Genomic DNA, 13851 nt, shown 5'->3' with positions numbered 1-13851 from the left:
GAACGTAATTGTAGACTAGCTCTTGAATTTTCTAATGTGCAATCTAGTTGCTAAATAATATAATTATTAAGTGACGTAAAAACTTAAAGTTTAGGAGTAGGTACAATGTTTATTATGGCAATATTGGTTACTTTAATTTTCGGCAGTTTTTCTTACATGTTGTTGAAGTTTCCTGAAGATTTCTTAAAAATGAGTTCCTTTTCAGATAAAATTACTGAGAAACCATTTTTAAAAAAGTTCGTAAAGTTTACGGGCTGGTGGTTTTTAATACTTGTGATAGGTATATGGATTATAGCATTCATCTCTTTATTTGAATGAAATTATAAGAAGTAGTTGAAAATCACGGCTGATCGTAATATTAAGCTATAAGCTACAGCTCAGAATTATTTGAAAATGAGGATGTCATAATAATTCATAGGTGGGGGAAAATAAGGGATAACGTTTCTATACATATCTTTTCCAAAGCTTAATTATAGTGTTTGGAAAACAGTTTTTAAAATGCTTAAAGAAAATGGTACTGCAGTTTTTCAAAAGCGTAGAACATAAGTCATCAATTTTTTTACTTCGTATATAGTAATGTTAGAAATAGACAAGCGTATGAAGCTTTTAAGTACAACTTAGAGTGAGAAACAATACTTTAGTTCAAATGATAAAGATACATTTCAATATTCCTTGACGGGAATATTCCGATTGAGTTATATTTGTGACTAACAGGATCATAAAACCTGTGCTGAGGTAGATGATAATTTACCGGCGACCATCATTTTACGAGGTGAGTGACATGTCAGGGAAAGTTCCAGGAGTAAACATAACGATGTTGAGCGCTTTGTCTGAACCAAATCGTTTGAATATCGTCGAACTCCTGCGCCAGGGTCCTCTAACTGTGGGTGAGATTGCCGACCAACTGGGATTGAGGCAGCCTCAAACTTCAAAGCATTTAAAAGTACTTAGCGACAACGGGATCGTGGAAGTGCAGGCTGAAGCTAACCGTCGAATCTACAAGCTACGGCCCGAGCCATTCCAAGCGCTGGATTCTTGGGTACAGTCCTTCCAGAGTGTAATGCAAGAAAGATTCGATAATTTAGATGAATATTTGAAGGAATTGCAGAAAAAAGAAAAATCATAAAACCATTTCATCATCAAGGAGGAATTACAATGTCAAACAATTCAATGGTATCAAGAGTAGAAAACGATCGTGTACTTATACTGGAGCGCGTTTTCGATGCCCCACGAGATTTATTATTCGAGATGTTTAAAGAGCCAGAACATCTGAAACGTTGGTGGGGACCGAGAGGATGGGAAATTCCAGTGTGCACAGTTGATTTCCGTCCGGGAGGCGTTTGGCACTACTGTATGAAGTGCGTCGATGAAAATTTAGGTGACTTTTTTGGAATGGAAGCGTGGGGAAAAGGGGTTTATAAGGAGATAATTGAGCCTGAGAGAATCAGCTATATAGATTATTTTTCGGATGCTGAAGGTAATTCGGATGACTCCATGCCGTCGACCGAGATTACATTGGAATTCGTTGATTTGGGAGGAAAGACTAAGCTGATAAACCGTGCTGAATATGTATCTGAAGAGGCTCTTAAGACTGTTATGGATATGGGCATGCTACAGGGCATCACAGAAACTTGGGACCGTTTGAATGAGCATGTGCAGTCGCTGTAGTAATAGAAAAGTTTTTTAGGTAAGAAAATCAGACATTTTATGGGAGTGTAAAAAGCAATGATTAATAAAGTCGGTCAAATCATGTTGTATGTTAATAACCAAAATGAAGCAAAAGAGTTTTGGACAGAAAAAGTAGGATTTAGTGTAATTTCAGAGGAAGATAACGGCCAAGGAATGAAATGGATTGAAATTGCTCCAACTAAAGAAGCAGCGACAAGAATTATTCTCCACAATAAGGAATTAATCGCTAAAATGCAACCTGAAATGAATCTTGGTACACCTTCTTTAATGTTCTTCTCGGAAGATATCGATAAATTATATAACGACTTATTAAACAAAAACGTTATTGTCGGAGAAATTGTAAATATGCCTTCAGGTAGGGTGTTTAACTTTGCGGATAATGAAAACAATTACTTTGCAGTAATGGAAGCAAAATAATTTTTTAATCAATTCATGAGTGCGGTGCTTGAATAAAAGCATCGCATTTTACTATGTTGGTCGATTTATAATAGAGCTTATTAATGAACAATTACGGTGACAATTCCGCAGATGATATAATGGTATATCTTAGAATAAGATAAGGAGTAAAACTATGAACAAATTTAATAAGACGTTAGCATATGTAAATGAATTACTTTATGAACCTAATAATTTAACTATAAAAAACATCCGAGAAGAAACTCAAAATTCAGATTATGGAGCTGGGATATTTCAGTTAAATTCTAAATCGGTTAGATTTAGAGTCGCAAAAATAACACCTACTAAGATAGGGCAGTTTGTTTCCTTTTGGGAAAAGAATGAAACTAATAAAAACCAGGCATTCTCATTTGATAATGCCACTGATTTATTGGTAATAAATACTTTTAATGATAATGGTGAATTTGGCCAGTTCGTTTTTCCAAAAGAGATTCTTTTACAACAAAACATCCTTAGAACCTCTAATACAAAGGGGAAAATGGCAATCAGAGTATATCCTAAATGGGATACTCCCACTAGCAAACAAGCGATAGCAACACAAAAGTGGCAATTACCATATTTTATAAATTTGGACGATAATAATAGTTTAGCAATACATGAACTATTAAAATTATACACTAACTAAAATTGATATCTTTACGTTTGTCATTCAAATATTTACTACACACTTTGAGGAAAGAAACTATAAAAGGGTCACTGAGTTGAAAGTGACCCCTAGTAACAAATGAGGGAGGATGTGGCGGTCAACCAACGCCACAACCTAATAAGTGCGTGCGATACACTCAACATTAATTTGTGCAAATTGAGGTTACCTATACAATAAAAAAGCTGTAGTGTCGTCTCACACTACAGCTAAGAATTGGTTTATGTCCTTTTATAGGTTCGCATTAACAAAATCAAAGATGAATTGTTTATGGTTTAAAATCCAACAGGTAAGATATTTGGTGACAGCGAACAGGAACAGGAAGTACTTTTCTGGTTGCTAGAGGGCATCGTTTTGGTTGGGTTGCGTATTTCGAGCCAGACGGTAAGCTATGGCGAGTTAAAACCGGTACATTTACTGGTGCTGAAGCAGCAAAAGCAGGATCTAATAAAAACAGCTAAACTTGCGCAAGTTGCAAATGTTGTAGCTGCATAATAGGAGATGACCAGCAAAGCTAATTTAGCCGAGCTGGTCTTTTTAATTTACTTAGTCATAATCAACCATAAGTCTTAAGCCCGATATGCTATCAGTCTATCACTGTATTTACGAGTAAATAAAACTTTGATATTCTATTTATGGAAAATATTTCTTGGTGAAGAGGGGGATCAAGGTGTTAAAGTAGACAAAAAAATTTTATTTGTAGGGGCATGTTTTAGGAAGTGTATATCTAGAAATCAAGGAGGCGATTCTTTTATGAAAAATAAACTATCTGCGGTGTTAGCCGCTACATTAGCGTTAACGATGAGCCTACCAACAGGGGCTATGGCGCTTTCTAGCAGTCAGGCTACGGTTGTAGCTAGCCAAGAAGTAGCTAGTCAAGAACTAAAAAAGATTGCGGCAGAGAAGGCTACTTTACTCACGGAATCCTATGAAACGACTAGCGTGCAGTATGCGCTAATTGATAATGGTAAACTAATTTTGTCGGGTCAGACAGGCAAGAACGATATGAAAGGGAAACAGCCGCTGACCAAAGATACCCTATACGGGATTGGTTCAGTCAGTAAAATGTATGCAACGGCGGCTGTGATGAAATTGGTCGACGAAGGAAAAGTCGATTTGGATACTCCTGTTGTCCACTATGTTCCTGATTTCAAGATGAAAGACGAGCGTTACAAAAGCATTACGCCACGTATGCTGTTGAACCACTCCTCCGGCTTGCAAGGTAGTACGCTTAGTAATTCATTTTTATTTAATGATAATGATACCTATGCCCACGATAACTTGTTGCAGCAATTGTCCAGCCAGCAATTGAAGGCGAATCCTGGCGCGTTCTCGGTATACTGCAACGACGGCTTTACGCTTGCCGAGATTATGGTGGAAAGAGTCAGCGGTATGAGCTTTACCGAATTTATACATCAACGGTTTACAAAACCCTTAAAGCTAAATCATACGAAAACGCCACAGGACAAATGGGAAGACGATAAGCGAGCTGGACTTTATTTTCCAACGTTCCAAGGGCAGCTTCCTACTGAATCGGTGAATGTAATTGGTACGGGAGGGATCTCTTCCACAGCAGAAGATATGGTACGATTCTCACAAATATTTATGGGACAGGATAAAGGAATTCTCTCTGATAAGGCAGTCAAGGCGATGGAGCATGAGGAATATAAAAAAGGAATGTGGCCAGGGGATGGTGATAATATTGTCAACTATGGTCTTGGCTGGGATAGTGTGAAACTATATCCATTCAGTGAATATGGGATAAAGGGCTTGGCTAAAGGCGGCGATACTGGACTGCAACATGCTTCACTGGTCGTACTTCCTGAACAGAAGATGGCAGTGGCTGTGTTGTCATCCGGCGGTAGCAGCACTACAAATCAACTGATGGCGACTGAATTACTGCTCACTGCGCTTAAAGAGAAGGGCACAATTAAGGATATCAAGCCGAACAAATCCTTTGACAAACCGGTCAAGGCCAAGATGCCTCAAGACGTAGCGAAGAAAGCTGGTTTTTATGGCAATAGTTTCAGTCAATTCAAAATAGATATTACGAGGAATGGAGAATTGATCTTACCATCTAATCCAGAAGAAAAATATGTATATACTGCGAATGGAAGCTTTATTAATGCGGAAGGTACCTCCAAGTTCAATTTCGTCACAGAGAAGAATAGACGAACATATTTGAAGGAGAGCACATTTATATCGATGCCAGGCTTAGGGCAAGTAGTGATTACTCAATATGTAGCCGAGAAACTAGAAGACAATGTGCTATCGAAGGAAACCACTGCCGCATGGGCAAAGCGGGAAGGCGTCAAGTTCTATCTTGTGAACGAGAAATTTAGTTCTATGCAATATTTAATGATGCCTACCCAACAAATTAATAGCAAGGAAGGCATGGAGGGCTATTGGGAAAGCAGAAAAATTACAGGCCCTAACACGGCGATGCATCAGCTCCAAATACCTGTGATGGGTGGCCGTGATACGTCGGAAGCCCGTTTCTTTACAGAAGGCGGCGATGAATATATGGAGATGTCCGGATCTTTATACGTAAGTGAATCCAACGTAAAACCGCTGGATGTAAGCCAATCATCCAAATTTACGCTGCAAGCAAATGGGCATGCGAAATGGTTTACGATCCCGCAAGAGGTAGCAGGGAAAACGATGACCGTGGCGTTGCCATCAAAGAGTTCGTTCGCTGTGTATGATGAGAAGGGAGTATGCGTCAACTTTACCGTTGTGAGCGGCAATAACAAAATAAAACTGCCGAAAAGCGGAACGGTTGTATTTGCTGGCGCGCCGAACTCGGAATTTGCAATCACGTTGAACTAACTATAATTTAAAGTACAGAGAATCCAGAAGAAATAAATGCAGATAAAGTTGATGAATAATATTTTAACAACAACTGGACCAAGATAGCTAAATGCCATCTTGGTCCAGTTAAGAAATCTACCCCTCCACATTTTCGGGCGCAACCTCCATGCATTTTCCGCTCTACATCCCGAGTAGGCGGTCAAAGGCTCTTTTCACTTGACGGTCTACTCGGGATGTGGAACACTCCAAAAATGGACGTTGCGCAACACAAAAAATTAACTTGAGTGTGTCTACAATCTTGACGTAGATCCACATCTGCCTTAAAATGGTAGGCGGAACTGCCGATACTAATTTCTATGAATTTCAAAAGTATACATATTCATCAAGCTTTCTTTTGGGGAATATTTTATTTGGAGTAGGTTTACTTGCAATGCTATTTTGTTGGTATAAAAAGCAAGAAGATTAGCTACTATATCTCTGTATAATTAATACATAACTTATTGAAATAACGTTCCCAAATGGAAGTTTGGAAACACACCAAAAAGGCACGAATGTTGTTAAATCAATGTTCGTGCCTTTTTACGAGTGTGTGCAGAAATAATAAAGTTGTTTAATTTACAATAAAGTCATTTAAAAAATAATATAGTTGTTTAAAAATCCTTATTCCGAACGAACAAGTTAGTGGAAGTAATAGTAATTAGGTTTGGCTGGGAAAATTGTCGATGATATTAAAAAAGACACCGAAGTGTCTTATGTTTTTCAAATTAAGCATACCGATAAATTGAAATTTAATTACTTAACATTATGCTTATCTTGGGAGCAAGGTATTTTATCGGTGAGTGTATACAAACCATGTAATGCTGGCTGTTAATAATGCTGACGAAATCAAAGCTGTAAGAACACTATATGTTCGCCAAATAAGTATCGTTGACCAATCTAAAGCACAGCACAGTATACCCAGGGCAATCGTAGCGATCAGGAAAATAATTGTTACGATTATTCTCTTTTTTGTCATTGGCTGCCGCTCATTCATTTTCCTTCTGCGTAATCCTAAGAGAAATAACAAAACGGCCAATAGGCAAAGAATAATTGTGATAGACGACAAAGTGATATCCAAAAGCTGTGTGCCGCTTATTTCATATGACTGAGTTAGATTGCCGTCTAATATATCTTTAACTTTTAGTACCAGGTTTATATTGGTATTTGCACCGTTGCTCAGCAAGCAGACAGCTGTTCGTTCATTTAGCAGTATGGCTACTTTGGTTCTGAAATTTGGATTGCCCCCAGTGTGTTCTATAATCGTTTGGTCGGCGTTTACCGACCAACCTGCCGCATAATACATATCGTTGACAGCCGAAACAGACATATCACCCTTATGTGATTTTTCGATAACCGTGTGAAATATTTCGGGTATGTCTTGCACGATACCCATCTGTATGCCCATCCAACGCGCCATATCTTTTGTATTAGAAATGATGTAGCCTGCGGGTTTATTCCCAGCATAATCCGGAGCTTTAAATGGAGTTGTCATAAAAAAGGAAGAACGGTAGCCCTGCGCTAACTGTCCAGTGGCTTGAGCATCTTCTTTATAAACATACGTCTGGTGAAGACCTAATGGCTGAAATACCTGTTCCCTCATAAAGTCTTCATAGCTTTGTCGCGACACAATCTCAATAACCAAACCCAATACGTCATAATTAACAGTTCCATAGTTATACTGTTCACCGGGAGGGAACGCCAATTCAGCATCCACGAGCATTTCCACAGTCTTTTGCAACATATCCGGTGTATTGCCTTGAGGAATATTTTGAGTATGCCTAATATTTGTTAGACCACTGGTATGGTGAAGAAAGTTATTTAGTGTAAGGCTTTGCATATCAACAGGTTTCCCTTGATACTTTAACGTAAACCAAGGTAAATATTTTTGGACAGGGTCAGTCATTGAGAGCAGCCCTTGCTCTTCCAACAGCATAATACCCATACCGGTAAAAGCTTTACTGACCGAGGCTAACTCATAGAGTGTATTTTCACTTGCAGACAACCCCTTTTCACGGTCTGCATACCCTGAAGAAAAGTAGAACACTTCATCATCAGCAAGTATTGAGATTGACATTCCCGGCACACCTGATATACGACGGGCATCATCTAGCAACGCTTGAATTGCCGCAGATTTCGAATCTGACAACGCATAACTTTGTGTTGCGAATCCTGAGAATAATATAAATATCGTTAATACAAAAACAATAATCTTATTCATAAACTCTCCTTTTTGAAAAATTAGGTACCGTCAATAATTTTGTGTAAATAAGTTTTTCCTTTTCTTGTAGACGCTCTTTTATTCTTTCGTTTTGAACAGATTTTCAAGTTCTGCTCGAGCTTTGTCAAAACCTATATGGTACCTGGTGGCGAACCGTTGATTATATTCTTCAAACTGTGAAACTAGAACGCGTTCTAACGATTCTTCGTTGGGGAATTCCTCCTTACGCTTGCTATATTTCTTGATTTGTTTATTGAATGATTCAATCAAGTTGGTGGAGTAAATACTACGCCAAATGGATTTTGGAAAGCTATAGAACGTGAGTATATAAGGATTGGCAGCTAACGGTTTTGTGACTTTGGGATAGAGTGTTTTCCACTTTTCAATGAAATCTTGGAGCGCTTTCTGTGCATTTTCCAAGTTATCTGCACGGTAAACCTTTTTGAAATCGTCACAGATTTTTTGGCGATCAGAAATTCGTACTTTATGAGAAATATTTCGTTGTAGGTGGACACAACACGTTTGGTATTTTGCATCTGGATAAATGGAGAGAATGGCATCTGCGATACCTTTTAACCATCTGATACAAATAATAAGATTTCTTCCGCACCACGGTCTTGAGTGTCTTGAAGAACCTCTTTCCATACGCTCGCTGATTCAGTCGGTGCAATGGTATATCCTAGTACATCTTTTGAGCCATCTTCACTGATTCCAACGGCAATAAAAACAGCCTCTTTTGCGACTGTTTCTCGTTTTAAAGCAATATAGGTCGCATCTAAATAAACACACGCATACCGTGCAGAAAGGGGACGAACTTGAAACGCCTCAACTTGTTCAGACATCACCTTTGTGAGGTTCGAAATCGTTTGTGGTGTGTAATGGTGACCATACATCCGCTCGATGAGATCAGCAATTTCAGCGTTTGTCACGCCTTTTTGAAACATATGAATCACGAACGCTTCTAGTGTATTGTATCGTTTGAACGGCGATAGGGCGCTACGGTTTGTTGTTTAAATTCTCCATTACGATCTCGAGGGATAGCAAGTTGAAGATCACCAAACTCAGTATGTAGCATACGCGTATAGGAACCATTTCTAGAATTACCAGAGTACCTTTATAGTACCGGGAGGTGCTGCGTGTTTATATGCGTTATTTGAATACGGGCTTACGAATAAAGTGACGACTTTATTATCATTATACAGTATTTATGTATAATGTATACTAAGTATACATTATACTTAGGGGGTCTTTTATAAAAAATACATAATTTATAATGAAATTTAAACGATTTTACTTTTATGCATTATATACTTAGTATATAATAATTTCGAAAGGATAGGAGGAATTAAAACATGATTAAAGTTAGAAATTTGAAAAAGGAATTTATACAGGGGCAAGAAAGAACACAAGTCTTGAAGGGTTTTGATTTGAACGTTGAAGAAGGCGAATTTGTGGCTGTAATGGGCCCAAGTGGTTCTGGAAAGAGCACATTACTACAACTTTTAGGGGGTCTTGATGTTCCTACTGAAGGAGATATAGTAATAAATCAAAGTAATTTAAGTAATATGACGGAAAAAGAAAGAACGATATTTCGTAGAAAGTATATCGGTTTTATTTTTCAGAATTACCAGCTACTCCCAACGTTAAGTGTAGAAGAAAATATAGCTTTCCCTCTTCATGCAGATGGTAGTTTAACTAAAAAGAAGAACCAAATTATTATAGAACTACTTGATTCTGTCGGATTGAAAGGACTTGGTCGGAAACGTGCTAATTTGCTGAGTGGCGGTCAACAACAACGAGTTGCTATAGCCAGGGCGTTAGTTAATAACCCTTCTGTTCTATTAGCCGATGAACCAACAGGAAATTTAGATAGAGGTAAAGCCGAAGAAATACTCGGATTAATATCAAGATTCAATCGAGAGAATAATCAAACAATCATCATGGTAACGCATGATATTTTCGCAGCTGGGTTTGCTGATCGAATTATTCTTTTTAAGGATGGTGTTATTGATCAAGTGATTTCTAGAAAGGATGATGATTATGCTAAATATGTGGCGAATTTCATGGCGTAATATCACACAAAATAAAAAAAGGTTTTTCATTTCCCTACTTGGGATAATCTTAGGTATAGCTTTTGTAACATCTATGCTTATTGCAGACAAAACAACAAATGATGTTTTCGATTATTATGAAGAAATGTATGTGGCAAATGCGGATTATTGGGTTCTAAGCGATGAACATACTTACTCTGAGGATGTGGTTTCGTCAGTTTTAACTAGCCCAATTGTGACGGAAACCATGCTTGCACTTGATAAACAAGCCTTTTTTGAGCTGGAGGGTGATCAATCTTTAAATCAAAGATCTGTCCGAATTACAGGCGTGAATGATCAAAGCAGTTCTTTACTGAAACTTCCCGTTATCGAAGGGAGTTTGGATAATGAAGGTTTGGTGATACCAAAAGCTGTTGCAAATCTGTTAAATAAAAAAGTAGGAGATACAATTAGGTTTACCGATTTGGGAGAAGCTAAGGTTTCCGCCATTGTTGAATATACGCAGTTGCTTGCAAGTCCGAGTAACTGGGAGCGTGCTGAATCAACCAGCTTCCGAATCATGGCTCCACTTGAATTGCTACAAGAATGGACTGGTATGGAGGACAAACTTTCCTATGTAAGATTTCAAACAACTGAAGAAGGAGAGAAACTTTTTCAATCTCTCCAGGAAGAATTTCGTAATTCAAATGTATATGTACAACCAGTTGTCGCGGATGATCGACAAAGTAACGATATAGGGGGACTATATACGTTCTTTTACTTAATTGCTGGGTTATCTATGTTTATTAGCGGATTCATTGTTTTTAATATGATTTATACAAGTGTTATGGAGCGAAAAAAGGAATTTGCAATCATGAAAAGTTTCGGATATCTACAAAGTTCTGTTTCCAGACTTATTCTTATTGAAGTACTACTGTTGGGGCTAATAGGTACAGCTGTTGGGGTGCCTATGGGAATTTGGCTTGGGGATATGTTCATGCAAACTTTACTTAGCGTATTTGAATTTGACATGGTTTACACATTAAATTGGAAAATACCTGCATTAATAGCTGTAGTAGTTGGAATTTTATTTCCTGTTGTATCTTCATTATTTCCTATTTACAATGCGGGGAAAACCTCTGTGTTATTGACATTAAAAATGGCAAATCAAACCCAATCATCGAGAAGCCTGTACATAGTTAGGGCAGTTCTAGGTGTTGGCTTGCTTGCTTTTGTATTTATCAATCATCCCATCTCTTATTTAGCGATTTTAGTAAGCATCATTTTGTTGTTTCCATTATTGTTACTTGGTGTGAGCAGGATATTTAAACCTATTTTAAAATTAATCTTCGGCTACTCTGGTAGTCTGGCAACGCAAACCCTTACAAAACAATTAAATCGAAATGCTAATACTGCTGCTATTCTTGCTGTGGGGATTGCAGTGATATTATTACTAAGTGCTGTTATTGAATCCGCACCTGAAGGTTATGAAAATGAAATCAGGAATACGTATGGAGGAGACCTGAGAGTTTCATCAGAAGCACCTTGGTCTAATCAGGATATAGAAAAGTTACTATCATATGATGCTGTTGTAAATGTTGATCCTTTAACGGAAGCTACGCCAATTACATGGGTAACCACTGATGGGGAGAAGAGACAGTTTTCCATTTTTGCTGTAGATGAAGAAGGCCCCACCTTATTTGAAAGTTCTAATAAAGACAATTTATATTATGAGCTGGCAAAGGAACCTTCTGTTATCCTCGGCGAAAGAGCTTTTGATGAATGGGGTGGAAATATAGGAGAATATATTTACATTAATACACCCTCAGGTAAACAACAACTTGAAGTCCTTGATGTAGTGAAAACATCGAATTACTCAGGCTATGTTGCATTTATGGATGAGAATCATTTAAATAATAAATTTGGTTGGGCGAATCATTTCGACATATTATTAACTTTAAATGACGGATATACTGGTGAACAATTACGTAATGAGTTATGGTTGGATTTCAGCACTCATCTCTCAAAAGTAGAAACAGTAGAAGATAAAATTAAATCAACTACTTCAGCATTAACCGGTATGAATGAGTTGATTTTAATCATGTTAGTTTTAATCATTGGACTAGCTAGTATCGGTACAGCAAACACTTTATTAATGAATACGTTGGAACGCACCACCGAGATAGGGACAATGCGAGCGCTTGGTTTTACGAAACAGCAAGTTAAAAAGATGATCATTGGAGAAGGTTTACTTATTGGATTGTCGGGGTTTATTGGTGGTATAATTTCGGGTGTAGTTTTACTTTATACAACTAGCCAATCCGAACTATTGGGAGGGTTGATATCTTTTCAATTACCTTTAGAGAATATTATTCTGGCACTGATTGCTGGTGTTTCTCTAAGTCTCCTTGCTTCTTGGATTTCCAGTACTACAGCTAGTAAAATAAATATTATATCATCACTCAAAGAAGGTTAAGTAATTATGTCGGTTAAGTACGGAATATTAACTCTGCTATTTCTACAAAAAAATCACGGGTATGAATTAAAACTAGAGCTAGAATCCCATCTGGGAGTTAAAGGAAAAATTAATCCTGGTCAAATTTATACGACTCTAGACCGTCTAATACGTGATCACCTTGTCTTATCTGTAGGAATGGATGACCAAGAAAGAAAACTTTATGAAATCACTACGGAAGGTAAAAAAGAGTTGGAAAATTGGTTGCTGGAACCTGTACCCTATCATTCTACTAAAGAAGACTTTCATTTTAAATGGAGCTGTGCTCGTAAGATTGATTTCGAACAAGAAAAGAAAATGCTTGATCAACAAAAAGCGATGATAATGAAAGATGTCATGGAATTGACTAAATTTAAAACGGAATTTCTTCTTCAAGGTGACGAGAATAGGTATTTATTAATCACTGGTACCCTCTTGCATTTAGAAGCAGATTTAAACTGGATAAATCAAGTTGAAAATCGAAATAGACCATAATTCTAGGTAAAGGTTTTCTCTTTTAAAAACCTTTACCGTTATTCAATCTTTTGAAGGGGAGTGAAAATTTTTTGGATGTTATCCTTGATTACAATTGGGAATTGTTTATCTCTATAGAGGTATTGTCATTGGGATCCCTGATCTTATTCGGTATATTTCGCTATTTTTTTAAAAAAACTCGATATAGCCTAATGTTTATTTTTTTATTTCTGTTTTTGTTGATAATTGAGGGATTACTCGGACTGTATGTCTATCGTCAAACAGGAGAAATATCAACTTTTCAAATCGTTATTATCATCTTTATCATTTATGCTTTTACATTTGGTATACTTGATTTTATCAAATTGGATCGTTGGATGCGTAAAAAAATTGGAAAGTTACGTGGCGTTGAATTATTGACTGATAAAGATTATGAGATTATTGAAAAAAATAATAATCCTAAATATATTGCAAAGAAATATCGTGTATCATCCTATATTCATTTAGTTTTGTTCATTACAGTTCAAGCTATTCTATGGGTAATTGGTACAGAAAGTTTGGCAGAAATAAAGATGTACTTAAGTGATTTTTCGTGGCTAGGAAATGAAAATGCTAAAGGATCACCTTATCCAAATGATGCTGCGTTTGCAATAGGTGTAATTTGGGGAATTGTATTTATTGCTGACTTTATTAATTCATGGTCTTATACATTGTTTCCCAAAAAATAGGCAGAAGTAAGTTTGAACTTCAAAATTCGCACAATTATGGCATATACAGGTTATAATCGCCTTTTAATAATTAGTGGAAACAAGATATTAATCTATTCTTTGAATACATGTCCACAGTGAAATAGTGTTGTTTAATTACACTTTTTTATAAAAAGGTATTGATAAAGTGTAAGCCCGAATTATAAAAAAATAGGCGCACTTTTTCGGTACGCATCACGAATAGCCGTATATCATTGATTTTTTAATCAGATATACGGCTATTTTATTTT

General features: G+C 37.0%; 11 protein-coding genes and 1 pseudogene. 10 read left to right on the top strand and 2 right to left on the bottom strand.

Annotation, left to right across the window (positions count from 1 at the left end):
* Positions 1–781 precede the first annotated feature (781 nt).
* From ACQKOG_RS22405 to ACQKOG_RS22380, 6 genes are all read left to right on the top strand, one after another.
* Positions 782–1126, top strand: coding sequence for an ArsR/SmtB family transcription factor (locus ACQKOG_RS22405; RefSeq protein WP_370080143.1), 345 nt, complete (start codon positions 782–784; stop codon positions 1124–1126).
* A gap of 29 nt (positions 1127–1155) precedes the next feature.
* A complete protein-coding gene (locus ACQKOG_RS22400) occupies positions 1156–1668 on the top strand; it encodes an SRPBCC domain-containing protein (RefSeq protein ID WP_370080141.1) in 513 nt (170 codons plus the stop codon).
* Between the two features lie 57 nt (positions 1669–1725).
* Positions 1726–2106 (top strand): VOC family protein, encoded by a 381-nt coding sequence (locus ACQKOG_RS22395; protein ID WP_370080139.1) that lies wholly within the window; start codon positions 1726–1728, stop codon positions 2104–2106.
* Between the two features lie 154 nt (positions 2107–2260).
* Complete coding sequence (locus ACQKOG_RS22390) at positions 2261–2770, top strand: MepB family protein (protein WP_402872661.1); 510 nt, start codon at positions 2261–2263, stop codon at positions 2768–2770.
* A 372-nt stretch (positions 2771–3142) separates the two neighbouring features.
* Positions 3143–3283 (top strand): hypothetical protein, encoded by a 141-nt coding sequence (locus tag ACQKOG_RS22385; RefSeq protein ID WP_427448291.1) that lies wholly within the window; start codon positions 3143–3145, stop codon positions 3281–3283.
* A 258-nt stretch (positions 3284–3541) separates the two neighbouring features.
* Positions 3542–5617 carry a serine hydrolase domain-containing protein gene (locus ACQKOG_RS22380; protein ID WP_415733160.1) on the top strand — a complete coding sequence of 692 codons (2076 nt, stop codon included), beginning with the start codon at positions 3542–3544 and terminating at the stop codon, positions 5615–5617.
* Positions 5618–6428: 811 nt separating this feature from the next.
* Here the strand turns inward: ACQKOG_RS22380 and ACQKOG_RS22375 are convergent.
* Entirely contained in the window at positions 6429–7856 is a 1428-nt protein-coding gene (locus ACQKOG_RS22375; protein ID WP_427448290.1) for a serine hydrolase domain-containing protein, read from the bottom strand.
* 78 nt (positions 7857–7934) lie between these two features.
* A pseudogene (locus tag ACQKOG_RS22370) lies at positions 7935–8964 on the bottom strand (IS256 family transposase); the annotation flags it as partial.
* A 244-nt stretch (positions 8965–9208) separates the two neighbouring features.
* On the opposite strand from ACQKOG_RS22370, the gene ACQKOG_RS22365 reads away from it, so the two are divergent.
* From ACQKOG_RS22365 to ACQKOG_RS22350, 4 genes are all read left to right on the top strand, one after another.
* Positions 9209–9928 carry an ABC transporter ATP-binding protein gene (locus ACQKOG_RS22365; protein ID WP_370080126.1) on the top strand — a complete coding sequence of 240 codons (720 nt, stop codon included), beginning with the start codon at positions 9209–9211 and terminating at the stop codon, positions 9926–9928.
* Positions 9897–12362 carry an FtsX-like permease family protein gene (locus ACQKOG_RS22360; protein WP_427448289.1) on the top strand — a complete coding sequence of 822 codons (2466 nt, stop codon included), beginning with the start codon at positions 9897–9899 and terminating at the stop codon, positions 12360–12362. Before ACQKOG_RS22365 ends, ACQKOG_RS22360 begins: the two co-directional genes overlap by 32 nt.
* A gap of 6 nt (positions 12363–12368) precedes the next feature.
* Complete coding sequence (locus ACQKOG_RS22355; protein ID WP_370080122.1) at positions 12369–12875, top strand: PadR family transcriptional regulator; 507 nt, start codon at positions 12369–12371, stop codon at positions 12873–12875.
* Between the two features lie 71 nt (positions 12876–12946).
* Positions 12947–13582: a hypothetical protein gene (locus ACQKOG_RS22350; protein ID WP_370080120.1), complete on the top strand. Its 636-nt coding sequence runs from the start codon at positions 12947–12949 to the stop codon at positions 13580–13582.
* Positions 13583–13851 lie beyond the last annotated feature (269 nt).

The organism is Lysinibacillus sp. NPDC093216 (genome assembly GCF_050280325.1).
Lineage (GTDB): Bacteria > Bacillota > Bacilli > Bacillales_A > Planococcaceae > Lysinibacillus.
The sequence above is the reverse complement of the archived record's forward strand: the minus strand, read 5'-3'. Positions and strand labels throughout refer to the sequence as shown.

What these genes read in the sequence shown, in the direction of transcription:
- ACQKOG_RS22405 (WP_370080143.1), top strand. Translation starts at nt 782, where the DNA reads ATGTCAGGGAAAGTTCCAGGAGTAAACATAACGATGTTGAGCGCTTTG.
- ACQKOG_RS22400 (WP_370080141.1), top strand. Translation starts at nt 1,156, where the DNA reads ATGTCAAACAATTCAATGGTATCAAGAGTAGAAAACGATCGTGTACTT.
- ACQKOG_RS22395 (WP_370080139.1), top strand. Translation starts at nt 1,726, where the DNA reads ATGATTAATAAAGTCGGTCAAATCATGTTGTATGTTAATAACCAAAAT.
- ACQKOG_RS22390 (WP_402872661.1), top strand. Translation starts at nt 2,261, where the DNA reads ATGAACAAATTTAATAAGACGTTAGCATATGTAAATGAATTACTTTAT.
- ACQKOG_RS22380 (WP_415733160.1), top strand. Translation starts at nt 3,542, where the DNA reads ATGAAAAATAAACTATCTGCGGTGTTAGCCGCTACATTAGCGTTAACG.
- ACQKOG_RS22375 (WP_427448290.1), bottom strand. Translation starts at nt 7,856, where the DNA reads ATGAATAAGATTATTGTTTTTGTATTAACGATATTTATATTATTCTCA.
- ACQKOG_RS22365 (WP_370080126.1), top strand. Translation starts at nt 9,209, where the DNA reads ATGATTAAAGTTAGAAATTTGAAAAAGGAATTTATACAGGGGCAAGAA.
- ACQKOG_RS22360 (WP_427448289.1), top strand. Translation starts at nt 9,897, where the DNA reads ATGCTAAATATGTGGCGAATTTCATGGCGTAATATCACACAAAATAAA.
- ACQKOG_RS22355 (WP_370080122.1), top strand. Translation starts at nt 12,369, where the DNA reads ATGTCGGTTAAGTACGGAATATTAACTCTGCTATTTCTACAAAAAAAT.